Source organism: Azospirillum formosense (genome assembly GCF_040500525.1).
Lineage (GTDB): Bacteria > Pseudomonadota > Alphaproteobacteria > Azospirillales > Azospirillaceae > Azospirillum > Azospirillum formosense_A.
This window is the reverse complement of record NZ_CP159406.1, coordinates 22,851-49,023: the sequence shown is the minus strand read 5'-3', so window position 1 is coordinate 49,023 and position 26,173 is coordinate 22,851. Positions and strand designations below refer to the sequence as shown.

Sequence of the window (26,173 nt, the reverse complement as noted above, 5' to 3'; positions counted from 1 at the left end):
TACTTCTCTTCGCACTTGACATGTATTTTGGACAGAAGCCGCTTCATTGGCTTTCGAGTATCAGGCACTGTCTAGTCATATACGGCTGTCGAGGGCGTTCGGATTGAGCAGGTTCGGCCGCTGCGCGCCACCGTCCGGCGGGCCAATGCCCGCCGGACGGTGGCGCGCGTGTCACGTCAACTCCGGCACATCGTACCCAACCTCACTGAACATCGAACACACCGCAGTCGTGTCGATCGGGAGAACCCGAACCGTCTTGGCGATATCGGATGGGTCCTGGCGAAGCGCGGTGACAAGAAGTTCGTGGGCCTCCCCGGTCCGTCCGGCCGCGATGAGAATGTGGGCCGCTCCGACAGCGGCGAGAGGAGGGCGCGGCTGCACGCCGGCTGCCGCGATGGCCAGATTCGACGCGGCGGTGCAATTTCCCAGTTGAAGCCAAGCGAGGGCTTCCGTGATCCGGGCGATTCCAGGCATTGCCGCGGCGGCGGGCTGAACGGCTGCAATGGCCTCCTCCTCCCGCCGCAGCCCGATGAGGGCGAGCGCTCGGAGGATGAAAACGCTGGGGGGATACCGGTAGGTCTTTTCCAGGTCGACGACGGTCTCAAGAAGGCCGGCAAAGTCTCTCTGGTAAAGCTGGGTGGTCGCATAATTCGAACGGGCGTCGCTGTTCTCCGGGTCCAGGGCGCAGGCCAGCCGGAACAGCGGGGCGGCCAGGGATGTTCGAAGCGCCGATAGGTGTTCGTACGCGAGCGAGACCGTCAGCGATCTGAAAAGATCGGGATTGCGGAGGTCGGACGTCTTCAACCCGTCCAGCCGTTCGCGCGCGCCGGCAAAATCGCCAGCCTTGAGATCGGCGATGGCGAACGCAAGAACAGCGTCCGCCAGATCCGGAACCTCCTTCAGCGCGGCCGCGGCGCTTGCCTTCAGTCGGGGAAAGTCCAGGTGGAGCAAAGCGTTGTCCAGACGCCGGAGATGGCCGGCGATGCGGTAATCCGGGTCGAAGGCCACCGCCTGCCGTTCGACGTGCCGAGCCTCCTCGTCCCGTCCCCAACGCTTGAGAGCCTCGACCAGCTCGAAAGCCGCCTCCGCGGAGTCTGGAGCAAGCTCAAGCGCACGCAGCAAGGCCGCTTCGCCCGCCTTCGCTTCCTCCCGCTCGACCATCGCCCAACCCATCTCCAGGTGATAGTTGGCGAAGGTCGTGCTGCGGATACGCGTGCGCCACTGTTCGATCTGTTCGGGCGTCAAATATTCCTCCGTCACTCACCTTCCTATTATCACCGACTTGCGGCGATTCCAGCAATCGCAAAGGGTATTCACTGTTTCTGTATGAAAGCTCCTCCCGAGGGAAGATTGATGATTGGCTCGGGACGGTCTTTGAAGAACGCGTCAACCGCTGCAGTCACGCCAGGGCACGTCGCGAAGCCGTAATCATCGAACACGATCAGCCCGCCCGGTGTCAGGCGCGGATAGAAGAAGTCGAGGCTGTCGATTGTCGGTGCGTGCAGATCCACGTCGATGTGAACCAGCGCGAACGAACGGTCTGCCACATCGGCGAACCTTTCGGGAATCCAGCCGGGATGGAAATCCACGAAGTCGAACGGGGCCAGATTGCGGCGCGCCTGTTCGATGTCGCAGGCAAGATCTCCCGCCTGCCAATAGCTGCCATCGATGCCGGCGGGCGGTGGCAGGCCGGCAAAGGAATCGAAGAGGTGAAGACGCCGTCCTTGCACTCCTGCGGCCGTCATGGCTTGGGCCATGAAATAGGAACTGGCGCCGACGTGACATCCGCACTCCGCAACGTCACCGGCGTGGAGAAGCGCCAGCCGAGCCAGTTGAGCAAGCGCAAAACGCCGATCCGCGACAACGCCCGGCCGGTCGAGCATGCGCGCCAGATCGGCCTTGAAAGCCGTTTCGCTGTCCAGAAGCCGGCTGTGGTCCGGGAGCGTGAATTCGGGATAGATCCTTGCCGCCAGGGCGCAGACCAGCTGGTGCCGGTTCGTCACGTCCGTCGCGCCGGCGACCGCGGCCTGCACGTCCTCGAAAAGCGCGTCCAGGCCCTGTGCCCCGTCCGCCGGGAAGAGGACTTGGTAGCGCCGCTGTGCCGGAGCCGAGGGGCTGTTGTCGGATGGGGAAAACCACAGCGTGCCGTGCCAGTGCGAAAAGCGGCCGGCCCCATGGTCCCGGATCCGTTGGTGCAGACTGTGGGCTGGGCCGATCTCCGTGCCGTCCTCGAAAAGCCGCAGGCCCGAGGCGTAAGGGGCGTCGTCGGTGTCGCCGGGGCCGGCCTCCGCTGGCAGTGCGGCCCGCCAAGCGTAGCCCGTTTCCGGGACCGCATTCGTGATGTCGATGAGACGGGCTGCCATGTCATACACCCTTCAAAACGATTTCATCCCCACGGCTCGGGCTTTTCAGGCCTCCGGTGCGGCCGGGGTAAGCGCGGCCTGCTGCGCGTCGTAGATGCGCTGGAACCCCTGCTGGAGGAGGTTGAGGATGATTTCCTGCGCGAACTCGCTTGCCACGACGATCGGCGCGCTCCGGTCGGCGGTCCGGACGAAGGTGGAAAACCGGTTCACCGGCAGGTCCGCCAGTGTTCCTTCCTTATAGCTGTCGATGAACCCTGCCACATGCACGTCGTTGGCGTGCAGCAGGTCCAGGACCCGACGGCCACCGCCACCGGCGCCGTAGATCCACACCTCCCCCATCTGCCGCAACCGCATGGCGTCGAAGGGCCGCACCCGCCCCGGTCCCCGCATGACCTGCGGCAGCACCTGAAGGTCGTCGAACGTAAATGGGATATTGTGCCACACCAGCTTCTGCAGGCCTGCAATAAAAATAGTGCCGTCAAAACATTGCACGAATCTTGATTCCATCCCCTGCACGTTATGCAGGGAATCTATCGAGTTGTCTTCAATGCAAATTTTACCAAATTCTTCTTTTACTATAAAAAATGCGTTGAATATGTTGGTGGCGATAAGTTCATAGCCTTTCTCTTTGGCGAGTTCGACCATTGCCAAAAGGGAAGAGCCTTGGCTTACTTCAGGATCGGCGTCCTGAACGAAGACGACATCGGTCGGTATGCAGGAGTTGTATTCGATCACCACCACCCGCGGCCGATACCGCTCGACCGCCTGCCAGACATGATAATCGTTGCCGTCGATGTCGATGGACAGCAGATCGAAATCGGTTGGGCAGGATGTGTCGGCGAGAATCGCATCGAGCCCGTCCCGGGGCGTCCACCCGACCAGCGCGTGGACTGGGATGACCCTCGGCGTGTCGGCGCTGACGCGCTGCAGGTCGCGACAGCGATGCGCGTCGGCTTCGATCAGCACCCCGGACCAGCCGCACTCTTCGATCAAGCGGCGGGTGTTGCTCAGATAGACGCCGTCCCACGCGCCGAACTCGACGCACCAGCGGCGCCCGCTCCCGATCTTCTCAAAGATGGCTTCCAGCATACCGTCTTCGCCGGCCTGGGAATGCACGTTGCGGGCCCGCTCCGCGATCCACCGGCACTCCGGCTTGGAGCGGTCAACGCGTTTCAAATGGATCCGTGGCATGGATGGTCTCTGGTGATGGACGGCGCCGGTCGGTGGTCAGGCATGCTTGGGGCGGAAGCGGTAGGTGTAGGTATAGGGTGAGATCGATAGCAGGGCCGGATCATCGATCTTCGCGCCTTCGGCAGGCAGGTCGTCGGTGCCGTACATGAAGATGCAGTCGCTGCATTTCTCCGGCAGGTCGTCCGGATGGGGCTGGAGTATGCGCTGCCTCAGCGCTTGGCGCGCCACGCTGCTCCAGATATCCCAGAGGGGGCGCTCGTTGGCGTCGCCGAACCCGCCGTTCGATACGCTCAGGTTGTAATCCCAGCAACAGGCCGCGATGCGCCCATCGGCGCTTATGATAAGCTGCTGTTCGAACACTTGGCAGCCCTGCGGCCGACCGGCGGTGATTTTCGGCAGGTAATAAAGGTCCGTATCGCTGGCCGTATCCCCGAAATCCTTGGACGGGTTGTCCTGGAACGTGTCTTTCTCGGGGTCGAGGAATTCACCGAACATGTCGTATGCGGCCATGACCTCATGGTCGTTCTGGTGGGTGCGCACGTACTGGATGGCGATGCTGGTCTTCGCCCCGGCCGCGGTCCGCAGTTCCGCGAGGCGGCGGATGTTGCCCAGAACGCGCTTGTAATCGCAGCGCACGCGGTGCTGCCGATAGACATCCTCGGTTGCCCCGTCGAAACCGATGACGATCCGGCCCACCCCGGCCTTTACCAGGGCGGCGGCCTTGGCCTCGTCGAGGAACTGGCCGTTGGTCTGCAATTCGATCAACGGGGCCAGGCCGTGGCGCGTCAGCGCTTCGAGACGGTCAAGAAACAGCGGATCGAGAAGCGGTTCCCCGTTCATGTTGAGGAACAGCGTGTTCGGCCGGATGTCCCAGCTTCTCAGCTCGCCGAGAACCTTTTCGAACAGGCTGGCCGACATGATCGTCATCGGACGCCGGTCGCGGTCCATGATCGCGTCGCCCTGGAACAGCGCACAGAAAGTGCAGCGGGCGTTGCAGCCGTTGATGGTCTCGATGCAAACGATCCGGGGCGTCGGCAGGGACGAGGCGCCTTCCGGCAAGGCGGCCTGGGGGGAGCCATCAGCGTTCATGCGGCGGCCTTTCCTGACGTGGCCGCCAGTTTCATGATGTGGCGGGTCGAATCAAAGATCCGGGTGAAACCGTGGCGGATCAGCTCCTTGATGATGTCGGAGCTGTGAAGCTGGCTGGCCACCAGGATGATCCCGTCGCGGGGGGCCGTCGGTTCGAAATCGCCGAACCGATGGATCGGCACATCCATCAGGCTGCCGTTCTGAAAGCTGTCCAGGAAACCGGCCACCCGAACACCCGAACGCCGCAGATCAGCCAGCAGGTTGCGCCCGCCGCTTCCCGTGCCATAGATCCATACGCCGGCCCCGACATCGTCCAGAGGCTGGCCTTGGAACGTCTGGAGCGGCGAAACCCGTCCTTCGGGACACAGCACGGTCTGTCCGAAGACGCCGGCGTCGCCCCGGGTGACGAAGAGATACTCGGTGTTGGCCTCGCCCAGCTTGATGTTGACCGTCTCCAGTCCGAGGCTGTCATAGGCGGTGGAAACGACCTCATGGACCGCAGCGAACTCCATGGGCCACCCGCCCAGCCAGTCCTTGACGTTGGTGTAGAGATCCATGCCGCGGTGCCGTTTGTAATCCCTGACCTCGCGCGGCAACGTCAGCAGGCACCGGACATTGCGCCCGCAGATGGCCCGCCAGACGTAGTCCGCCTCCATCGCCCGCTTCATCAGCCAGCCCGCGGCGTTGTAGCGCCGTTTGAGATCCAGCCAGTAGGCGGGGGAGGGATCGTTGTGAAGTTCCGTGGCGTAGAGCGCCAGATAGACGCGTCCGGGGCTCCCGACCAGCGGCGCGAGATTCCGCACCGCCTCCCACATCGCACCGGTGTGGTGCAGAACCCCCCATGAGTAGACGATGTCGAACTGGCCGAGCGTTTCCAGATAGGCGCGGTCGAGCACGGACCCCTGGGACACCGTCCAATGCTCCGGCTCGCCCGCCATGCGCCAGAGTTCGCGCGTCGTCTGCACCGACACCGGATCATAATCGAAGCTGTGAATCCGCCGGGCCCCGGCGCGGAACGCCGCCAGGGAATGCAGACCGCTTCCCGATCCCACATCGACAAAGGACAGGCCGTTCAAGTTCTCCACGCCAAGGAAGTCGAGGAGATGCCGCTTCGATACCTCCAGGCGCTCTTCCGAAAAATGCTTGGCGATGTAATCGTGCCAATTCTTTCCGAAGGCAAAGCGTTCGCTGTCAGCGTCCACGGTGGTCCTCTCCCCCCTTACCAAAGGCATCATGCCAAGCACAGGTTCCCCAGCCGCCGGTCCGGGATGATGGGCGGCCTCTTTCGTTCCGGATGAGGCCGTCCTCAGACGAAATGGGCCATGTAGATTTCGGCGCTCAGGACCCGGTCCGGCGGCAGGGCGGCCAGACGAGGCAGAATGTCCTGTATATACTGACTGGCGACGATCACAATATCGTCCGCCCGCCGCTGCGCGAGAAAGTCGTCGACCTGGATCAGCGGCAGGTCCTCATGCGATCCCGAGCGGGCGCTGTCGATATAGCCGGCCACCGTTCGCCCGCCGCCTTCCAGCATCGTGCGGACAAGAGCCCCGCCGCGCCCGGCGCCATAGATGAACACCCGCGCCTGCGGCTCCGACGCCAGATCGTCCGGCCCCAGAAGCTGCAGCGGTTCGTCCGTGTTCTCAAGGACGAAGACCGGCTCCGCGACATCGTAGGGGCGCATCGGCAGATTGCCCAGACCGGGATAGTCGAGGCCATAGCAGGCCAGCACCCGCCATCCCTTGAGGAGCAACGGCAGGCGGATGCCGCCATAGACGCGGTGGGCGTTCCAGTAGACCGCATCGAACCCCGCCGGGACCTGAAGAACCAGCCGCCCACCCACCTTCAGCCGGCGCCGGTACTCCTGCATCGCGCGCAAGTCACCGAGAGGGTCGAGCTGGTCGCCGTAGCGGCCAAGGCCCGAATGCTCGATGGCGCTGATGCTCATCCCGCCATCGAAACGGCGGTGATCCCGCGCGAACTCCTCGGGCGTGAAGGTTTGCAGCCCATCGATGTCGTGTTCGATGGGTGAGTATTCGACCGTGACGGGGCGGCCGCCGAAGTGGAGCGCAATGCATTCATAGAGCGGCGTTTCGGAGCCGATGATAAGGATTTCCTGACCGGCAATGGGATGATCGTTGAGCGCTTCGAACAGTTGCGGATCGCTGCCATAGCCGATCACCGCCTTCTCCCGCACCGCGGCCGCAACAACGGCGGAGATGCGGTCGAACTCGGCGCGGCTCCAGCGCAGGACGTTGTTGGGAATTTTGCGCCCCAACCAGAACTGCATAACCGCAATGCGACCCTTAAGCGTGTAAGCATCCAACAAATGCTCAGGCAGCTGGAACGCCGGCCCCTGAACACCGGTTGGCAGACCGATATAAATCGGCGACATTTCCATTTCTGCTTCTCACGCTCAGGTTGAAGTAATCAGAAAAACACCGACGGAAGAACTGACTGGCAATTACAATACGTGCCATTATAATTTTGAGCCAAAAAAGTAAATTAATTGTTAATAACACGAATGGCTCGTAACTCCGCTTCTCTTTCGCGTCTTCCATTATGCGTCTTCCGGCAGACCGGCGCCGATCAGGGTGTTGGTCACCAGATTGGCAATGGAAAACCGGTCGGCGACCCAGGCTCCGGCCGCCGCCGACCGCTGTTTGGCCTCGGCCAGGTCGCCGAGGATCGTCTGGCAGCGCTCCGCCAGTTCGTCAGCCCGGCCGGACGGGCAGACCTGGCCGAGATGCATGGGCGCCAGCACTTCGACCGTTCCGCCGGCCGCCGTCGTGACGATCGGCTTGCCGAGGAGTTGCGCTTCAAGCAGGACGTTGGGATGCCCTTCGACACGGGCGACGTGCAGGACGAGGTCCGCGGCGGCGAGGACGGCGCGCACGTCCTCCCGCACCCCGAGAAGGCGCAGCCGCTCCGAGAGGCCGGCCTGTTCGATCCTCTCGCGCATGGCCGGCGCCATCGGCCCATCGCCGACCAGCGCGGCCTTGAACACCGCTCCGGCGGCATGCAGTCGTTGAACGACATCGACGAACAGGAGAGGCTGTTTTTCCTCGGCCAGCCGGAAAACACCAACGATCAACGGCGTATCGCCGCCCACGGCAAGCTCTGCGCGCACCGCCCGGATCGTGTCGGCGGGCGGCGCCCCGCTGTCCGGAGGAATGCCGTTGGGGACGACGGCCACCGCCTCATGGGGCAGGCCGATCCACTCGGCGTAGGAATGCGCCCCGACGATGCTGTTGGCCGAGATCCGGACCTCGGGGAACAGGCTCATCTCGCCGTACAGATCGCGGATCCAGTCGACACCGTCGAGGTAGAGATTCGGGAAGTTGCCGGGATGGACATTCCGTCCGGACAACGCCACATGATCGACCCCGGCCAGCAGGGCGCCCAGACCGGTGGCTATGTTGGCCGGATCGAGATAGGCGACCACCAGGCTCGGCCGGTCAGCGGAGAAGCGGCGGAAAGCCGCGATCGTCCAGTGGATCATGTAGAGTGGAAGCCGCTTCAGGATCGGCGAGGCGGTCTGGAAAAGATCGAAGAATTCGGGATCCGACTGCAGGCCGCTGAAGATTTCGCGGGCCGACGGCAGAACCTCGAGCGGAACGCCCTCCCGTTTCAGAAGGTCGGCGTAATGTTCGGCTCCGGCCTGGGGGGGAGCGAAGGAAAGCAGCGCGACGTCCCAGCCCCGCTGCTTCAGCCCGACGGCGAGGTAGCAAATCTGCCGCTCCGCCCCGCCAGGCTGGAGGCAGCCGATGACAAGACGCACGCGCCGGCGGACGGACGGCGCGTCGTTCCGGCGATGCCGGGCGCGGATCGTCCGCAGATGCTCCTGCAACGTCGAATCCACCGGCGTGTTGAGAACCGCGCGCGCGCGCTGCAACGCCGGAGATAGATCGGACGCCTCTTGGGCGGTCCGGACAAGGCAGCGTTCCATCGCGGAACGGACCAGCGCCCGGTCCCGCTCCAGGGAAATCGGTGGAATGGCCCGGAACTGGCCGTAGGATTTCAGCTGAAGAAGGATCTGGGCCGCAATCGCCTTGTCGTAGAACGGGAACACGATCACCACGACGGAACCGGGTGGTTCGTCACGCAACGCTTCCGGCGACCGGATCGGCACGCCGTCGATCGAGGAGCCCCATTTTCCAACATCGCTGTCGACCAGGTAATCGATCGGAAAGGGGCAATGGAGCTGGTAATAGGGAAACGCAGCGATCGCTCCCCAGCCCACCGCCTTCATGCGGCCTTCGAAAATGGCTTCATAGAGGGATTCAGGATCGTCATCGAACATAGGGGTCATCGCACAATCATGCCTTGGACAGTCTGCGGACGGGTCCGTTCGCCGGTTCCGCCGGGTGGTTGCGCAGCCAATGTTCCAGAATCAGCAGGCTCCAGAGCTGATAGACGGAAATCGACGGCCCCCGCTGCTCGAAAAAGGCGCGGATGCCTTCCCGCGGAATCCAGCAGGGCAGGCGGGCCTCCGACTCCGACAGGAGAGCCAACGTCCGTGTCGCGAGATCCGGCCCGGCCCAATTGAGCATCGGCAACCCAAACCCCATCTTGGGGCGGGCCATCCAATCGGCCGGCAGATAGCGCGACGCGAGCCGTTTGAGGACGAGCTTCCCGTTCCGGCCGGCGCTGATGTGGGCGGCGGGCAGACGGGCCCCGAACGCGGCGACGTCCACCGACAGGTAGGGTGTGCGCACTTCCAGGCTGTGCCGCATGCTCATGCGGTCGACCTTAGGAAGGACGGCCCCCGGCAGGTAGTTCCCGGCATCGAGTTCGCGCAGGACGTTCACCAGCGGGCGGGGGTCGTCGTCGATCCGGCCGCGCAACGTCTTCAGCGCCGTTGCCGCCGCCGCCGGCATTCCGCCGCACAGGAGGGAGAGATCGCGATCATCGAAAATCAGGATGCGCGATGAATAATAATCGCGTCCGATGTGCCATGTACCGGCCTTGATCCGTTCGTGATTTTGCAGCGCGGCTTCCTGGCAATGGAAGTAGCGGTCATACCCACCGAAGATTTCATCGCCGCCGTCGCCGGAAATGGCGACGGTAACGTGTTTCCTGGCCAGTTCGGAAAGAAGGTAGGTCGGCATGCACGAGCTGTCGCCGTTGGGTTCGTCCAGCTGGCCGGCGATGAAGGAGGACATGCGCGCGATGTCCACGGGGGACACGAGCTGATCAAGATGGTCGGTGCCCAGATGTCTGGCGATGGCCCGCGCGGCTTCGTGCTCGGTGTTCTCCGTGCCTTCGAAGCCGATCGAGAAGGTTCGGATCGGGAGTCCCAGCTTCCGGGTGATGAGCGCCACAGCCGTCGAGGAATCGACGCCTCCCGACAGGAAGGCGCCGAGCGGGACATCACTCAACAGGCGGCGGCGCAGGGAGAGCAGCAGGATCTCTTCGAGCCGGTCCGCCTCCTCGTCCAGGGACGTGGTCGCCTCGACCCCGGCGCTGGTGGAGAAGGTGTAATAGCGGATGGGTTCATGGACGCCGGTCTCGTCGATCGTAAGATGACAGCCCGGCGGCAGCTTGCGGCAGAACCGGTAGATCGTGCGCGGCGCCGGCACGTATTGGAATGAGAGATAAAGGCCGATGGCCTCGTCGTCCACGGTGGCATCGAAGCCAGGAATGCAGGTCAGGGCCTGGAGTTCCGAGGCGAAGGCGAAAAGCCCGTTCTGAACAGTGTAGTACAGCGGCTTTTCGCCGAAAGCGTCACGCGCCAGGATGAGATGGCGGCGCTTCGAGTCGAAGAAAGCCAAGGCAAACATGGCGTCGACCTTGGGAAACCATTCATTTCCCTGCTGCGCGAGCCCGGCGAGGAAGACCTCGGTATCGGACCGCGTCCGCAATTCGGCGCCATTGCGGACGACTTCTTTGCGCAGCTCGAGGTAGTTGTACAGCTCTCCATTATAGGTGATGGCCGATCCCGCGTCGTCCACCATCGGCTGCCGGGCGGCGGCCGACGTGTCGATGATGCTCAAGCGCCGGTGTCCCAGAACGCAACGTCCGCCGGGCGCCACCCAGACGCCCTGATCATCGGGTCCGCGGTGTTGCAGGCTGTCCGTCATGGCGGACACGATCGCAGCCAGATCCCTGGAGGAAAATCGCCCGTCGAGATCCAATATTCCTGCAATGCCGCACATGAATCATACCTTGCGTCGCAGCGACACGCACAGGGGTTGCGCGCGCCCGCACTTGTCACATTCTGACTGAAAAACTGACAGTCAAATGTTTCGGCATGCTTAATCCGGCGGGCGCCGCAGGGTAATGGCGCGGTCCGGGCAGGTCTCTTGCGCCCACCGGGGGCGCGGAAAGACGCGCATTCCCGATCCGGAACACACGCTTGGAGTTGATCAGTTCCCCCGCCGAGCCGGCGGAGCGGGTTGACCGGACCGCGCAGGCTGCCGCACCAGTTCCGGCAGACGATCCTGCATCCCGTGCGAAGCCCGACGCCCGCGAAGCGGCTTCGACCGCATCGGGCGGAGCCACCTTCGACCGACGCGCATCGACCGAAGGCCCTGCGCAAAAAAATCACGCTCTACGACCAACTGGCGGTCTCATGGATAAGGCCGTTTGCGGGAAACGCACCGCCCGCGCCAGCCTATTTCCCTTGCCCGGGAAGGCAAAGATAGCTACTCAGAGCTTGCACAAGCCTACCCAGCAGCTATGGCTATTGCCGGACGCCACGAGAGGAAGCAGCGTGACAGCATCGCAACGGCCCAGGACCTTTGATTTGAAAGGCGTCATCAAAGTTGTCGGGGGCATTATTGTTACGGCTCTCTTTGTTTATGTCTTATATGGCGCCGTCGATGTCGACAAGGTGAAACACGCGATCAGCGGCATCCAAATCGGTTGGCTCGTCGGCGCGCTGGGCTTCCTGACGGCGGCGTACGTGCTCAAGATTGCCCGCTGGTTCGTGATGCTGCGCGGTCTCTCCTCGGACATCTCCTATCGTCTTTGCGTCGCTCCCTTCATGATCAGCATTGCGTTGAACAACGTGCTGCCCATGCGGGCCGGCGATGTCGTTCGGGTGGTCGCCTTCCGCAGCCGCCTCGGGGCGTCCGGCATGGCCCTGCTCGGCACCATGATCGTGGAACGGGTCCTCGATCTCGTGGTTCTGCTGGCCGTCTTCGGACTGGCCGTGCGTTTCCTGCCGGACGGGCTGGTGCCGCCGGCCATCCAATCCGGCTTTTCCATCCTGATGATGGTGATCCCCACGGCGGCCGTGGCGGTTCTTCTCCTGCCCGGCCCGCTGCGCCTTCTGCTCTCCAAGATCGGAACGTCCGTTCCGGCGCTGAGCGGCCTGGTCGGCAAGATCGACGAGACGCTGGCGGCCATGGCGATCCTGTGCCGTCCCGCGCGGCTGGCGTCCCTGCTCGGCCTGTCCTTGGGCGCCTGGGCCTGCGAGGGCGGCGTTTTCGTGCTGACCGCCGTGGCGCTCGGCTGGACGGGCGGTCTCGCCAGTTCCTTCTTCGCCTTGGCGGTCGGCACGCTGTCCACCTTGCTGCCCAGCTCTCCAGGCTATGTCGGCACCTTCCATTATTTCACAACGGAAGCGCTGACCGTCTTCGGGGCCGACCGCAACCTTGCGGCGGCTTTCGCCATCGTCGTGCATCTTGTTCTCGTGGGGACGACCGCGATCGTCGGCCTCGCCTTTCTTCTCGCCAACAGCTTGGGCGGAGCCTCTCCGACTGTTGCCGCTCTTCCCGAAACCTCGAATCATAACTGAGTCCAGACATGCCCGCGACCAACCATCCCCGTCACGTCGTCGTCATCGGTGCTGGCTTCACCGGTCTGTCGGCCGCCTATGAACTGTGCAAGGCGGGCCATCGCGTCACCGTCCTGGAAAGCGACAGCGAGCCCGGCGGGCTGGCCGCGGGTTTCGATATCGGCGGCTCGGTCCTTGAGCGCTTCTATCATCACTGGTTCACCAACGACCGCTACGTCACCGATCTGGTGGAGGAGTTGGGCGAGACCGAGAACATCGTTTACCGCCAGACCCGCACCGGCATGTATTACGCGAAGAATTTCTTTCGCCTGAGCAGCCCGATGGACGTTCTGCGCTTCAACCCGCTCGGCCTGATCGACCGCATTCGTCTGGGCCTGCTGGTCTTCCAGGTTCGCCTGGTCAAGGACTGGCGCACCATCGAGCATCTGACCGCCAAGGATTGGCTGATCGGGTTGTGCGGCAAGGAGGTCTACCGCGTCGTCTGGGAGCCGCTGCTGGTCGGCAAGTTCGGCGCCTTCGCCGATCAGGTTTCGGCGGTCTGGTTCTGGAAGAAGCTGGTCCTGCGCGGCGGCAGCCGGGCGAAGGGCGGCGCCGAGATGCTCGCCTACTACCGGGGCGGCTTCGCCGCCCTGGCCAACAGCCTGGCGGCGCGCGTGACCGAACTCGGCGGCACGATCCGCTACTCGACCCCGGCCCGGGGCCTGCGTGTCGAGAACGGGCGGGTCTCCGGTGTCGAGACCGCCGACGGCACGATCGACGCCGACGCCGTCCTGTGCACCCCGGCCCTGCCGATCGTCGCCGATCTGATGGCGCCGCATGACGCCGCCTACGCCGAGCGGCTGCGGCGGGTCAAGTATCTCGCCAACGTCTGCCTGGTCCTGCAGCTCGACCGCAGCCTGTCCGAGACCTACTGGCTCAACGTGAACGACCCGAGCTTCCCCTTCGTCGGGATCATCGAGCACACCAACTTCGAGCCGGCGAGCTCCTACGGTGGAAAGCACATCGTCTATCTGTCGCGGTACCTGCCGGAAAGCGATCCGCTCTACCGCATGGACAGGGACGAGATGCTGAACTACGCCCTGCCGCACGTCCAGCGGATGTTCCCGTCGTTCGACCGGTCCTGGATCAAAGGCCACGACGTGTGGCGGGCGGCCTATGCCCAGCCGATCGCCGAACCGCATTACTCCCGCATCATGCCGTCGGCCGACACGCCCGTGGCGGGGGTCCATCTCGCGACCATGGCGCAGATCTATCCGGAGGACCGGGGCACCAATTACGCCATTCGCGACGGGCGGGCGATCGGCATCAAGATCGCGGAACAGTTGGCTTCCACCCGTCCCCAAGCCGTTCCGGCCTGACCAGCAGCCCAAGGGATCGATCGGATGAGCATTCTGCGGGAATTCTATGCGGGCAAGCGCGTTCTGGTCACCGGTCACACCGGCTTCAAGGGGGGCTGGCTGTGCGCTTGGCTGAAACGCTGCGGGGCTGAGGTCACCGGCCTTTCGCTGCCGCCGGAGGAGGGCCGGCCCAGCCTCTTCGAAGAGGCGCGGATCGCCGAGGGCATGACCTCCGTCATCGGCGACATCCGAAGCCTGGAGCCCGTCGCCCAGGTCTTCGATCGCGCGCAGCCCGAGATCGTCTTCCATCTGGCCGCCCAGGCTCTGGTCCGCCGTTCCTACCGGGAGCCGGTCGAGACCTTCGCCTCGAACGTCATGGGGACGGTCCATGTCCTGGAGGCCGCCCGCTCCTGCCCGTCGGTGCGCAGCATCGTCGCCGTCACGACCGACAAATGCTACGAGAACCGGGAGTGGGTGTGGGGCTACCGCGAAACCGACGCTCTCGGCGGCAAGGATCCTTACAGCGCCAGCAAGGCCTGTGCGGAGCTGGTGGCCTCCGCCTATCGCCAGACGATGTTCGCCAAGGACGGGCGGGTCCGGATGGCGACCGCGCGCGGCGGCAACGTCATTGGCGGCGGTGACTGGTCGGAGGACCGGATCGTTCCCGACATCGTCGCGGCCATTCTGGCCGGCGAGCCGATCGTGCTGCGCAATCCGCAGGCGACCCGTCCCTGGCAGCATGTCCTCGAACTCGTCCGCGGCTACCTGACGCTCGCCCATCGCCTCCATCAGGAGGACGGGATGGACGTCGCCACGGCGTGGAACTTCGGCCCCGGGATGCGCAACGAGGCGAATGTCGGGACGCTGACGGAGCGCTTCATCGCCTCCTGGGGCGGAAACCCCATCGAGGTCCGGCATGTTCCCTCGGCGCTGCCCGAGGCGAACTTCCTCAAGCTGGACATCGCCCAGGCGATGGCGCGGCTCAACTGGCATCCGGCGCTCGATTTCGACGAGACCGTCAGGCTGACGGCCGAATGGTACCGCGCGCATTCCGAGAATCCCGGTGCGACGTCATCCCTGCTCGACCGGCAGCTCGCCGACTACATGGAGCGGACCGGGGCATGACCTTCTCCAGCGCGCTGGTGACCGGGGGAAGCGGCTTCATCGGCTCGGCTCTGGTGCGGGCCTTGACGGAAGCCGGGGTCGCGGTCACCTGTCTCGTCCGCGGCGACGCTCCCGCTCCGCCGGGCTGTTCCGTCCTGCGCGTGCCGTCGCTGAGCCAAGCCGGGGCGGTCGATCCGGGTGACCGGCGCGTCGATGTGGTCTTTCACCTGGCCGCCTACGGGGTCGCTCCGGAGCAGCGGTCCCCCGAAGCGATGTTCGACGCCAACGTGGCCGGCACCCGGGCCATGGTCGAACTGTCCCGGCGGATGGGGGCGCGGGCCTTCGTGTACAGTGGGTCCTGTTCGGAATACGCCGATTGCGGGCCGGCGGGCCAGGGCGTTCGGCTGCGTGAGGAAGCGCCCTTGACCGCGACGGCGCTCTACGGCGCCAGCAAGGCCGCCGGAGGGCTGGTCGGCCAATCCATGGCGGCGAGCGCCGGCTTGGCGTTCCAATGGCTGCGTCTGTTCGGGGTGTATGGCCCCGGCGAAGGACCGAACCGCCTGATCCCCTACATCCTTCGCCGCCTTTCCGCGGGTGAGACGGTGGATCTGACGCCGGGTGAGCAGATGCGCGACATGCTGTTCATCGGGGATGTGGTGGAAGGGCTGATTGCCGCCGCCGAAGCCGCCTTGCAGGGGCGGCTCGGTCCGATGAACCTGTGCTCCGGACAGGCCACCTCCATCCGTTCCGTTGCCGAAGAGGTGGCCGCCGCCCTTGGCTGCCGGCCCGACCGGTTCAACTTCGGCGCGCGGCCCTACCGTCCGGACGACATCATGTGGATGGTCGGGGACAACGGCCGGTTCGTTGCGTCCACCGCCTGGAGGCCAAAGGTCGGGCTGAAGGATGGCATCCGGGAAACAATCGCGGCTTTTCACGCTCATGGAAGCGCCCTGAGATGACTGAAACCAAGCTGATCTCCATCTGCGTTCCCGTTCTCAACGAGGAAGGAAACATCGAGCCGCTGTACAAGCGGATCAGCGCGGTTATGGAGCCGTTGTCCGACCGCTATGATTTCGAGCTGGTCATCACGGACAACCACAGCACCGACCGGACCTTCGAGGAACTGGCCACGCTGGCGCAGCGCGACCCGCGGGTCCGGGTCATCCGCTTCTCGCGCAATTTCGGGTTCCAGAAGTCGATCCTCACCAACTACCGCCACGCTCGGGGGGCGGCGGCCATTCAGATCGACTGCGACCTTCAGGACCCGCCCGAGTTGATCGCCCGCTTCATCCAGCTGTGGGAGGAAGGGCACAAGGTGGTTTACGGCGTCCGCCGCTCGCGGCCGGAGGAATCCCCCGTGATGTCCACCACGCGCAAGATCTTCTACCGGATGATCGACGCGCTCAGCGAGGATCATCTCCCGCACGACGCCGGCGACTTCCGCCTGATCGACCGCGTCGTGCTGGACGAGCTGTGCAAGATCGAGGACCAGCAGCCCTACATTCGCGGCATGATCGCGACGCTGGGCTTCTCCCAAATCGGCGTGCCCTACGACCGCAGCGCCCGTGCCGTGGGCGCCAGCAAGTTCAAACTGCGTCACCTGATCAATCTGGCGGCCGACGGAATCCTCAACCATTCCGTCATTCCGCTTCGGCTGGCCACCTTGATGGGCGCCTTCATGGTGCTGCTGTCCATTCTCGGCACGCTCTATTACATCGTCAGCCGCGTCTTCATCCGCTATGACTGGCCGGAAGGCTTGGCGAGCGGCAGTATTCTCCTTCTTCTTTCGATTGGAATGAATGCGTTCTTCCTCGGAATCATAGGGGAATACATTGGAAGGATTTACAAGAATGTAAAGCGCTCGCCTTTTGTCATCATCGAGAGTGTCATCGATCGGCCGCGAGATGGTGCGATCACGACAACCGGCCAAACAGACCGGGCGCATGCGGAAACTTTGCTCGCCGATAAGATCTGCTGAGACGGCTTGCTTCAAGGGGTGCATCAATGAAAGTTGTCATTCTTGCCGGAGGCCTTGGGACGCGTATTTCCGAAGAGACGCAGACCAAGCCGAAACCGATGATCGAAGTTGGTGGCAAGCCGCTTCTTTGGCATATCATGAAGATATACAGCCAAAACGGTTTCAATGATTTTGTGATTTGCCTGGGTTATATGGGGTATTATATTAAGGAATACTTTTCGAACTACGCTCTTCATACAAGCGACGTCACCTTCGATTTTGTGACGGGGGAGACCCGCCAGTACAACGCCGTGACCGAACCGTGGAAGGTCACGCTGGTGGACACCGGACCGAACACGATGACCGGCGGCCGCCTGAAGCGGGTCCGTCCCTTCATCGGCGACGAGACCTTCATGCTGACCTATGGAGACGGCGTGGCCGATGTGAACATCCGCCAGTTGGCCGCCTTCCACCGCAGCCACGGCAAGACGGCGACGGTCACGGCGGTTCAACCGCCCGGTCGTTTCGGTGTCCTGGAAATCGATGGCGACGACAAGGTGCGCGCCTTCCGCGAGAAGCCGCGCGACGAAGTGGGCTGGATCAACGGCGGCTTCTTCGTCCTGGAGCCCAGCGCTATCGATCTGATCGAGGGCGACGCCACGAGCTGGGAGAACGAGCCGCTGGAGCAACTCGCCAACCAGGGCAATCTGCAGGCGTACAAGCACCGGGGATTCTGGCAGCCCGTCGATACCCTGCGCGACAAGCGCCAGTTGGAGGACCTCTGGGCCTCCGGCGCGGCTCCCTGGAAAAGCTGGACTTGAGGGTCGGGGGCATCGCTGGCCGCAAGGCCGATTTCGGCGATGCCGTTCCCGTCGAAGGACCCTGCGGGACACACCGCTCCGGGGCGAAGGATGGCTGGCTTGACAATGGCAAGTGCATCCTTCGCCTCATGCTGTTCCAGCGTCTGTATCCTTTGAGGCTGAGAAATGCCGGATAGTTTTCTGACAATACTCTCCTACGCCACCATTCATTCGTTCTTTTCAATAATTCTTGTTGGATTGACCGTTCATGCGTCCCTCGCCAAGAGGGGAGTGGTGCGTATGGACGACAGCTCCGCCAACATATTGTCGGTCTTCGGCTGGGGAATGATGTGGGGGGCCGTTCGTTTTCTGGTCCTGTTCAAGCTGGACATGTTCCGTTCCCCGGCTTTGCTGGTTCCGATCCAGTTGGGGACGGACCTTGGGATCGTCGCCCTTCTCGCGGCAACCGTCCGTCCCATGGCCGAGATGCGGCGGATCGTCCGGGAATGGGCCAACCCCTGGGCCGTGGCCGCCACGCTTGCCGCGCTGACGATCGGCGTCTGGGCGTTCCTGCAATTCCCGCACACGTTCGATTCCGGGCAGCTTCTTTGGACGCAGGAGGTCCTTTGGGGGCGGATCGGCCCGGCGGATTCGATGATCGGCTTCTCCGGCCTGATCGCACCGGTGGGAACGGCCTTGCCGGACATTCCCCTGGTGACGATCGCCGCAGGCTTCAAGCCGTTGCTGCTGGTGATCGCGGTCTTCGTCTGCGTCTACGTCGTCCGGGCGCTCGAATTGCCGCATCCTCTGGTCAGCGCCGCGCTTCTGGCTCTTCTGATGCTGGTCAGCGTGTTCGGCCTCTACGGCGTGATCGAGCTGGGCAAGGACTCCATCTACGGCGTTCTGTTCAGCGTTGCCTTCATGGCGACCCTTTGTCGACCGGACGTCGAGACCCGTGGGGTCGAGGCCGGACTGTTCTTCGCCGTCGCGGCGGTCCTGGGGATCGTCACCGTACCCTACATGCTGATCGCCCTGGCGCTCTGGCTGATCTTCGCGGCCACCGCGGCGCAGTTCCGGACGGTCGCCCTTTGGCTCCTGATCATCAACGCGGTCACCTTGCCGGTTGCCGTTGCGGGCATGATACGCAAGCCGTACTGGCTTCTCCTGCTCGCCTACGGCGTGGCCGCTCTGGGCGCCCTTCTGGCCCTTGCGGCGGTTGGACGGTTCGGTTCGACGCTGGCCCGCCTGCGCAAAAGCATCAGTTTTCTGCTGCCGGCCCTTCCCGTCCTGCTGATGATCGCCTGCGCGCTGCTTCTCCCTGCCGAAGTGAAGATCATGGCGTGGATTAACGCCGACGGGTCGGAGGTTGTTGAGGTCAGGCCTCCGCTGGATGGCGAAACCGGCTTCATCAAACTGATGTTCTTCTACCCTTCCCAGCCGGCCGTCATCGCGCTGGGCCTGGCCGTGATGGCCGTTATGGCCTTCGTCGGAAGGAGCCTGCCTCCCGCGCTGATCGCCGTGGCCGCCATGCCCTTGGCGACGTTGGTCGTAATCCTCGTCCATCTGCATCTCGGCCTGCGCGTCCTGTCGCCCTTCAATCAATGGGACCTGATCAAGGATGTGCCCCTGTGGTATGGCGGCGCCATGTTCAGCGCGATCGCCGTGGCGGGCCTGGGCTTTGCGTGGCGGGCGTGGCGGCCGGCCGGCCTGGGAACCGGCAGGGGCGAAGCCACTGGTTACGCCGTCCTGGCCGGCATCGTTGCGGTCTCCGCCCTGATCGCCGCCAGGCCCGGCCTTCCGATCGCGCGCTACACCACGGCGCCCACCTACAGCACGGTCGGCGGCTCCATCGACGCGGATATGGCGGTGGCGGCGGAGCAGGTGTGGCTGAATCTGCGCGGACGACGGATCTTCATCGAGCCGTCGCTTCTGCCTGATTACTTTTACAGCTTCCAGATGTTTGGCGGCTATCCATCCGTGTACCGGAGACGCACGTTTGAGGAGACACTTCCCGACCTCAAGTCCATCGGCCTGATCGTGCCCACCACCGAGCTGTTCTCGCTGGAGAGGATGGCCCGTCGGCACAAGGCTCATCTTGAGCTTATGAGCACCCTGCCGCAAAGCGGAGCCGTTCTTCTGTCCATGGACTTCGATGGTTCGGGACGTATCGTATTGCCTTCCCTGGTCGATATCATCGACACGCAGAGCCGCACCGCGCTCGTGAGCGACGGGGCCTATGGGCTGGAAACGGTAGGCGACCGCAAGTTCCGATGGTTCCGCAAGGATTCCAGGCTGGATGTGAACTTGGCCAATGGCGTCGCGTGCGTCACTCTGGAGGCGTTCGGCGGAGAGGGCGATACAACCCTGTCGGTCGAGACCGATGGCAAAGCCGAGCCGGACATTCTGAAGATCGCCGGCGGAACCATTCAATCCCCCCGGGCCGTGTCCTTCACCCTCCGCTCCCCCCAGGACAGCCTGTCGGTCCGATTGGTCGCGTCCACCCCGGAAATGCGCTTTCCCAACGACAGCCGGCCCATCGCCTGGGGCGGAAACATGCCGATCCAGGTCAAGCCCGGCTCCTCGTGCGCTGACGGCGCCTCACCCAACTGACGTCGTGGGGCGCAAAGCCTGACCCATCAGGCTTTGCGCTTGCTTCGGTCGGCGGGGGCGGCCGTGACGAACACCGGCCGGCCGGTGTTCGTCTCCGGATGGCGGCCAGATTTTACAGAAAGCCCTCAATGGTCTCGGCGACCGTACCCCGTTTGCGCTTCATTAGATTTCCGTCTCGAAAAGAGGAAATCCACGGGAAATTCTTGTAATATGAAATGGTCTCATTCGCTTTTGTCGACCACACAATGCTTCTCTTGGCCTTGGGAAAGTGTTCAATCACGGCCCTATGCTTGTTGTCGTAATATTCGTTAAGGGATATGCAGGTTCCTTCCGCTCCAATACGGCACATGGCCAGATGGAAATGGAATCGCGTCGTTATGTATTTTGATTTGCTTGGTATTCTCAAGGACCTGTTGCCAATCATGTCGCGAGTGACAATCGACACGGGGAGCCCTTTTTTCAGCAAAATCTCAGCTATGTCGCTGTCCGAGTCTCTGCACAATTCATACGAAACGATTCTGTCGAAACCTTCAGACGCGAAACGATGCTCAATCATCTTCGTTACGTCATTCAACGACGCACTGTCGACGAATTGATTTTGAACGTTCAAAATGAGGTTTCTATTTTCACTCGGGAAAACCTCAGCGATTCTTGACTTTGGAAACATGAAAATGTCATCGACGCCACAGCGCGCCTTGATTCCGGCACGATTGAAAAGATCACAAGATGTTTTGTCGCGTGTTTCCACAAAACGGAAAGACGATCGGCAGTTCTCCAAGAGCGCCATGGTTTCATCGCTTTGCGGAAAGATGTCAGCCCCTGTCCAAATCACAGAGTTGGCTGGCGCGCGAGCGATCGCACGAAACAAACGTGGCGAAACATCGAAAAGTATATTTGAATATCCGCCACCGGTAAGAATGACGAGGTCCTTGTCTCCCGTCATGCTCGGAATTTTTTCAACACCATTCCAAAAATTATGGATTCCCGAAAGATTTTTATAGACTGCGTCAGGTTTGAACGCCCCGCCACAATACAAAGAGATTTTCGCTTTCGCGTTGCGCAGCTTCTCAAGCCACATTTCTGTGATCAGATCGTCGCCGTAATTGTTGTGACCGGCGGCGCTAAATAAATGAATATCTATTCCTTGGGTCACGGCTGAAAATCTCCAAATTTCCTTCTTTCAGATCATTATAAAAGGCGTTCATTGATGCATGGGAAAATACCATGCAACGATGATCGACTGATCATTCATTAATGCGCCTTGGATTTGTGCATTTTTTAGAGGTTATGTTACCAGATATCGCCTCATTTACAAGGCTTCCAAGGGCTCCCGAGCGCGTCCGGCGGCGGTGAAGGATCATGCGCGGGCAGCGCATCGGCCTCCCGGAGCGGGCGGAAGCTGGTCGCCTCGGCTTCAGCGCCCGCCTTGGGGCCGGTCGGCCGTTTCCCTTCGGGCTTGGTCGGTCACCCAGGAAGCGGCTGGGGCGGCAGCAGGCTGTTCAGCGTTTCGGCAAGCGCGTCTTTCCATGGGCGCAGCCTCAGGCCATGCACGCGCGCCAAGCGGTCGCAGTCGAGCACGGAATTCGCTGGCCGGCGCGCGGGGGTCGGAAAGTCTGCCGTCGTGATCGGGTCCACCGCAGGGATGCGCTCAAGCCGGGACTCCGCCAGGGCGAAGATGTGCCGGGCAAAGCCGCACCAACTCGTATCCCCCTGCCCCGTGGCGTGGAAGGTGCCGAAGGCGCTTTCCGGGGCCTGTCCGGCGCCCAGCCTTCCGGCCAGCGTCAGAAGGACGTCCGCCAGATCACCGGCGGCGGTCGGGCAACCGCGCTGGTCGTCGACGACCCGAAGCCGGTCGCGTTCGCGGCCGAGCCGCAGCATGGTCTTGACGAAGTTGTGTCCATGGACGCCATAGACCCAGGCGGTGCGCAGGATGATGTGCTGGGCGCAGAGGCTGCGCACCGCTTCCTCGCCGGCCAGCTTGCTGGCGCCATAAACGCCGAGCGGCGCCACCGGATCGTCTTCCCGGTAGGGGGCCGCCTTGCTGCCGTCGAACACATAATCGGTGGAGACATGCAGAAGCGGAACGCCCGCCTCGGCGCAGGCGCCGGCCAGATGGGCCGGCCCATCCCGGTTGACGGCATAGGCCGCGGCGGCGTCCGTCTCCGCCCGGTCCACCGCCGTGTAGGCGGCGGCATTGATGACCGCGCTCCAGTCGGTTTCCCCGACCATGCGGCGGACGGCGTCGCGGTCCGTGATGTCCAGATCCGCCCGTCCGGCGGCCCGGCACAGGACACCGGCCGCTGCGGCACGGCGGGCCACCTCCCAGCCGAGTTGCCCGTCGCCGCCGGTCAGCAGAACGCGCCTCATCCTGCGGTCACCGTAACGGGAGCGGCCAGACCCAGACGCTCCCCGGCGTAGCGGGCGCTGCGGATATCCTCCCACCAGGAGCGGTTGTCCAGATACCACGCAACGGTCTTGCGCAGGCCGCTTTCGAAGCTCTCGCGCGGCCTCCAGCCGAGTTCGCCTGAAATCTTGGTGATGTCCATCGCGTAACGGGCGTCATGGCCCGGCCGGTCGGAAACGAAGGTGATCAGTCCGCGGCGCGGCGCCGCCCCCGGCACCATCTCATCGAGAAGGTCGCAGATCCGGACCACCACGTCGATGTTGCGCTGCTCGGCCTCACCACCGATGTTGTAGGTCTCCCCGACGCGCCCGGCGTTCACCACCGTCCACAGCGCCCGCGCATGGTCTTCGACGAACAGCCAGTCGCGCACATTCTCGCCGTTCCCGTAAACCGGCAGCGGCTTGCCTTCCAACCCCTTGAGAATCATCAACGGGATCAGCTTTTCGGGAAAATGGTAGGGGCCGTAGTTGTTGGAGCAGTTGGTGACCAGCGTGGGCAGCCCATAGGTGTGGTGCCAGGCGCGGACCAGATGATCCGACGACGCCTTGCTGGAGGAGTAGGGGCTGGTCGGGGCGTAGGGGGTGGTTTCGGTGAACAGTCCCTCCGCCCCCAGCGACCCGTACACCTCGTCGGTGGAGATGTGATGGAAGCGGAAGGCGTCGCGCGCCGGCGCCGGCAGCCCGGACCAATAGCCGCGGGCGGCCTCCAGCAGGGTATAGGTGCCGACGATGTTGGTCTCGACGAAGGCGGCCGGACCTTCGATGGATCGGTCGACATGGCTTTCCGCGGCCAGATGCATCACCGCGTCGGGGCGAACGGCGGCGAACAGGTCCGTCATGGCGCGGCGGTCGCAGATGTCCGCCTTGACGAACCGGTAGCGCGCGTGCGTCTCCACGCTTGCCAGGGAGGCCAGGTTTCCGGCGTAGGTCAACTTGTCGACGTTGATCACCTCGGCGTCGGTCTCGCCGATCAGAAAGCGGATCAGCGACGATCCGATAAACCCGGCCCCGCCGGTTACGATCACCTTCATCGCGCGCAATCCCGATCAGTAGAAGAAGGAGGCAGGCAGGTCGGCGAGCCGTGGCTGCACCCGGTCCTTGGCCGACAGGATGGCGTCCGCTTCAGGCACAGGCCAGCGGATGTCCAGAGCCGGATCGTTCCAAAGCAACCCCTTGTCATGATCGGGAGCATAGATCTGGCTGACCTTGTAGAGAACCTCGGTGTCGGGTTCCAACGTCACCAGACCATGGGCGAAGCCGACCGGCACCAGGATCTGGTTCCATTCGGCGGCGGAAATCACGGCGGAGACATGCTTGCCGTACGTTGGCGACCCCACCCGCAGATCGACGGCGACGTCGAGAATGGCCCCGCGCGCCACACGGATCAGCTTGTCCTGGGCGAAGGGCGGCGTTTGGAAATGCAGGCCCCGCACCGTGCCCTGCTCAGCCGAGAATGAATGGTTGTCCTGGACGAAATCGATCGTGATCCCGGCCTCTTCGAACGCCCGCTTGCTGTATGTCTCCGAGAAGAAACCGCGATGATCGCCGTGTTTCTTTGGTTTGATAATCTTGACTTCGGGAATTTCCAGCGAGGTTACAAGAAAAGACATGGAGAAAAGACCTTTTCAGTGCTGAACGCCGGAAAGTAAAGCTGAAAGCCCCCATTGTCGATGAGCAATCTGCGCGAACGTGCTTAAGGACCGGTAAAACCGGACCGGCTGCCCCGGATACGGGGCGTCCGGTCAGGCTGGACGGAGCGGACGGAACGTGGAGGCGGTCAGCCGATCCCCTGGCTTGGCGCGTTCGGGGCGGGGGGCGCCAGGGACGGGGCCGCCGGCGGCGGTTCCACGGCCTTCCCGCCATTCCCCGCGGGATGCTGCTGGCGCAGTTGGGCAAGCAGCGCCTTGGAGCGCGGCTCGCCAAGTTCCGCTCCACGCTCCAGCCAGCTTTTCGCCTTGGCCAGGTTCTTCTCAGGGAGCCAGATGGCGTACAGCTCGCCGAGCGCGGTCATCGCGGTCGGCTCGTTCTGCTGGGCGGAGGCGGTCAGCCAGCGTTCGGCCTCCGCGAAGTCCGGAGTGGTGCCCAGCCCTTGCATGAGGAAGCGGCCGAGATTGACCTGGGCGCCGCTGTGCCCCTGTTCGGCGGCCATGCGCGACCATTTGGCCGCCTCGACGTAATCCTGCTGGACGGCTTCGCCCGCCGCGAAGATCGCTCCCAGGCGGAACTGGGCGAGCATGCTGCCCTGCTCGGCGGCGCGGCGGTACCAGTCGAGCGCCGCCGTCTGGCTGCGCGGAACGCCCAGGCCCCGGCTGTGCAGGAGCGCGATGTTGTAGCCGGCGTCCGGGTTGCCCTGCTCGGCCGACCGCTGGAACCAGTCCATCGCGCGGCTGTAGTCCTGGTCGACCCCGCGGCCTTCGGCGTAGAAGGCGCCAATGCGCAACTGCGCCTGGGGGTCGCCCTGTCCCGCCGCCCGTTCGTACCAGCGGACGGCTTCCATCTCGTCTTTCGGGACCCCGGTTCCGTGCAGATACATCTGGGCGATGATGTGCTGGGCCCGGCGGTGCCCCAACTCGGCGGCGCCACGATACCAGGCCGCGGCATCGAACAGGTTGGGCTGCACGCCATCGCCCCGGCTGTGCAACTCGCCGAGGAGCACCATCGCTTCGGAATCGCCCTGGACGGCCGCCTTGCGCAGCCAGGTTTCGGCCAGCCCGGCGTTGCGCGGAACGCCCATCCCGCGGGCGTGCATCATACCCAGCGCCCGTTGGGCCGCGGCGTTTCCGGACTCCGCCGCCCGGCTGAAACAGGCCACCGCCTCGGCGGGGTCCTTCTCGACGCCGAGCCCTGTGGTGTACTGGTTGCCCAGATAGTACCAGGCCATCGGGCTGCCCTGGTCCGCCGCCCGCTTGAACCAGTCATGGGCGGTTTGGTGATCGGGGGCGCCGTTGTAGCCGCCGGCGAACAAGGTCCCAAGCCCGAGTTGGGCCGCCGCGTTCCCCGCTTCGGCGGCACGGCGGTACCAGAGTTCGGCCTGCTCGTAATCCGGTGTGATGCCGAAGCCGGAGGCGTACATGTAACCCAGCATGGCCTGCGCGGAGACGATGCCCTGCTCCGCCGCCGCCCGGGCCCAGCGCAAGGCCTCGTCGTAATCCTGGTCGATCTTCAGGCCGTTGGGGAAAAGCAGCGCCAGGGCGGAATCCGTCGGCGCCACCCCCTTGTTGCCTTCGCAGCCGTAATAATACATCTCGGCCAAGCGGGCCTGCGCGTCGCCGTTCCCGCGTTCGGCCGCCTGACGGTACCAACCCACCGCGTCCACGGCGTTGCGCAGGACTCCTTCGCCCAGGTCGTACAGGCGGCCGATGCGGTACTGCGCCCCGGCGTGGTTTTCCCGCGCGGCGACGAGCCAGGAATCGAAGGCGGCCTTGTACTGGCCGCGTTCATGCTCCTTCAGGCCGCGTTGGAACAGATCCTCCGGCGATCCCCGGCCAAGCAGTTTCCTGGCGGTTCGCAGCACATGCCGCATGGAACACCAACCTCCGCATTTTCCAGAAGGCCGCGCCGCTCCGGCGCGGCCG

The 26,173-nt window shown here is 63.7% G+C and carries 20 protein-coding genes; 7 read left to right on the top strand and 13 right to left on the bottom strand.

Translation table 11 applies throughout. The annotated features are described in order from the left end of the window. Window positions 1-171: 171 nt before the first annotated feature. The 8 genes from ABVN73_RS27320 to asnB form a co-directional block, all read right to left on the bottom strand. On the bottom strand, window positions 172-1,245 hold the full coding sequence (locus ABVN73_RS27320; RefSeq protein WP_353862019.1) for a hypothetical protein: 1,074 nt from the start codon (window positions 1,243-1,245) through the stop codon (window positions 172-174). A gap of 68 nt (window positions 1,246-1,313) precedes the next feature. Continuing rightward, the gene (locus ABVN73_RS27315; RefSeq protein WP_353862018.1) at window positions 1,314-2,363 is read right to left on the bottom strand and encodes a TylF/MycF/NovP-related O-methyltransferase; all 1,050 of its coding nucleotides are present in this window, start codon (window positions 2,361-2,363) and stop codon (window positions 1,314-1,316) included. 45 nt (window positions 2,364-2,408) lie between these two features. Continuing rightward, entirely contained in the window at window positions 2,409-3,554 is a 1,146-nt protein-coding gene (locus tag ABVN73_RS27310; protein ID WP_353862017.1) for a hypothetical protein, read from the bottom strand. A gap of 36 nt (window positions 3,555-3,590) precedes the next feature. Continuing rightward, window positions 3,591-4,643 (bottom strand): radical SAM/SPASM domain-containing protein, encoded by a 1,053-nt coding sequence (locus tag ABVN73_RS27305; RefSeq protein ID WP_353862016.1) that lies wholly within the window; start codon window positions 4,641-4,643, stop codon window positions 3,591-3,593. Continuing rightward, a complete protein-coding gene (locus ABVN73_RS27300) occupies window positions 4,640-5,845 on the bottom strand; it encodes a class I SAM-dependent methyltransferase (RefSeq protein ID WP_353862015.1) in 1,206 nt (401 codons plus the stop codon). The genes ABVN73_RS27305 and ABVN73_RS27300 overlap by 4 nt, the downstream gene beginning before the upstream one ends. 104 nt (window positions 5,846-5,949) lie before the next feature. Further along, window positions 5,950-7,044 (bottom strand): DUF268 domain-containing protein, encoded by a 1,095-nt coding sequence (locus ABVN73_RS27295; protein WP_353862014.1) that lies wholly within the window; start codon window positions 7,042-7,044, stop codon window positions 5,950-5,952. 159 nt (window positions 7,045-7,203) lie between these two features. Next, window positions 7,204-8,946 carry a glycosyltransferase gene (locus ABVN73_RS27290; protein WP_353862013.1) on the bottom strand — a complete coding sequence of 581 codons (1,743 nt, stop codon included), beginning with the start codon at window positions 8,944-8,946 and terminating at the stop codon, window positions 7,204-7,206. Window positions 8,947-8,962: 16 nt separating this feature from the next. Further along, window positions 8,963-10,801 carry an asparagine synthase (glutamine-hydrolyzing) gene (gene asnB, locus ABVN73_RS27285; protein ID WP_353862012.1) on the bottom strand — a complete coding sequence of 613 codons (1,839 nt, stop codon included), beginning with the start codon at window positions 10,799-10,801 and terminating at the stop codon, window positions 8,963-8,965. A gap of 557 nt (window positions 10,802-11,358) precedes the next feature. On the opposite strand from asnB, the gene ABVN73_RS27280 reads away from it, so the two are divergent. The 7 genes from ABVN73_RS27280 to ABVN73_RS27250 all read left to right on the top strand — a co-directional run bounded on the left by ABVN73_RS27280 (window position 11,359) and on the right by ABVN73_RS27250 (window position 20,195). After that, window positions 11,359-12,387, top strand: a complete 1,029-nt coding sequence (locus tag ABVN73_RS27280) for a lysylphosphatidylglycerol synthase transmembrane domain-containing protein (RefSeq protein ID WP_353862011.1) — start codon at window positions 11,359-11,361, stop codon at window positions 12,385-12,387. A gap of 8 nt (window positions 12,388-12,395) precedes the next feature. Further along, window positions 12,396-13,745: an NAD(P)/FAD-dependent oxidoreductase gene (locus ABVN73_RS27275; RefSeq protein WP_353862010.1), complete on the top strand. Its 1,350-nt coding sequence runs from the start codon at window positions 12,396-12,398 to the stop codon at window positions 13,743-13,745. Window positions 13,746-13,769: 24 nt separating this feature from the next. After that, entirely contained in the window at window positions 13,770-14,849 is a 1,080-nt protein-coding gene (gene rfbG / locus ABVN73_RS27270; RefSeq protein ID WP_353862009.1) for a CDP-glucose 4,6-dehydratase, read from the top strand. Then, window positions 14,846-15,787, top strand: coding sequence for an NAD(P)-dependent oxidoreductase (locus tag ABVN73_RS27265; protein WP_353862008.1), 942 nt, complete (start codon window positions 14,846-14,848; stop codon window positions 15,785-15,787). The genes rfbG and ABVN73_RS27265 overlap by 4 nt, the downstream gene beginning before the upstream one ends. After that, a complete protein-coding gene (locus ABVN73_RS27260; RefSeq protein WP_353862007.1) occupies window positions 15,784-16,806 on the top strand; it encodes a glycosyltransferase in 1,023 nt (340 codons plus the stop codon). Before ABVN73_RS27265 ends, ABVN73_RS27260 begins: the two co-directional genes overlap by 4 nt. Window positions 16,807-16,832: 26 nt before the next feature. Next, window positions 16,833-17,606 (top strand): glucose-1-phosphate cytidylyltransferase, encoded by a 774-nt coding sequence (rfbF, locus tag ABVN73_RS27255; RefSeq protein ID WP_353862006.1) that lies wholly within the window; start codon window positions 16,833-16,835, stop codon window positions 17,604-17,606. Window positions 17,607-17,885: 279 nt separating this feature from the next. Continuing rightward, window positions 17,886-20,195, top strand: coding sequence for a hypothetical protein (locus ABVN73_RS27250; protein ID WP_353862005.1), 2,310 nt, complete (start codon window positions 17,886-17,888; stop codon window positions 20,193-20,195). Window positions 20,196-20,307: 112 nt separating this feature from the next. On the opposite strand, the gene ABVN73_RS27245 is transcribed toward ABVN73_RS27250, so the two are convergent. The 5 genes from ABVN73_RS27245 to ABVN73_RS27225 all read right to left on the bottom strand — a co-directional run bounded on the left by ABVN73_RS27245 (window position 20,308) and on the right by ABVN73_RS27225 (window position 26,121). Beyond that, on the bottom strand, window positions 20,308-21,348 hold the full coding sequence (locus tag ABVN73_RS27245) for a polysaccharide pyruvyl transferase family protein (protein ID WP_353862004.1): 1,041 nt from the start codon (window positions 21,346-21,348) through the stop codon (window positions 20,308-20,310). A gap of 311 nt (window positions 21,349-21,659) precedes the next feature. Beyond that, on the bottom strand, window positions 21,660-22,562 hold the full coding sequence (gene rfbD, locus ABVN73_RS27240; RefSeq protein WP_353862003.1) for a dTDP-4-dehydrorhamnose reductase: 903 nt from the start codon (window positions 22,560-22,562) through the stop codon (window positions 21,660-21,662). Further along, window positions 22,559-23,629 carry a dTDP-glucose 4,6-dehydratase gene (gene rfbB, locus ABVN73_RS27235; protein ID WP_353862002.1) on the bottom strand — a complete coding sequence of 357 codons (1,071 nt, stop codon included), beginning with the start codon at window positions 23,627-23,629 and terminating at the stop codon, window positions 22,559-22,561. Before rfbB ends, rfbD begins: the two co-directional genes overlap by 4 nt. Window positions 23,630-23,644: 15 nt before the next feature. Continuing rightward, the gene (gene rfbC / locus ABVN73_RS27230; RefSeq protein ID WP_353862001.1) at window positions 23,645-24,208 is read right to left on the bottom strand and encodes a dTDP-4-dehydrorhamnose 3,5-epimerase; all 564 of its coding nucleotides are present in this window, start codon (window positions 24,206-24,208) and stop codon (window positions 23,645-23,647) included. Window positions 24,209-24,375: 167 nt separating this feature from the next. After that, window positions 24,376-26,121, bottom strand: a complete 1,746-nt coding sequence (locus ABVN73_RS27225) for a tetratricopeptide repeat protein (RefSeq protein WP_353862000.1) — start codon at window positions 26,119-26,121, stop codon at window positions 24,376-24,378. Window positions 26,122-26,173 lie beyond the last annotated feature (52 nt).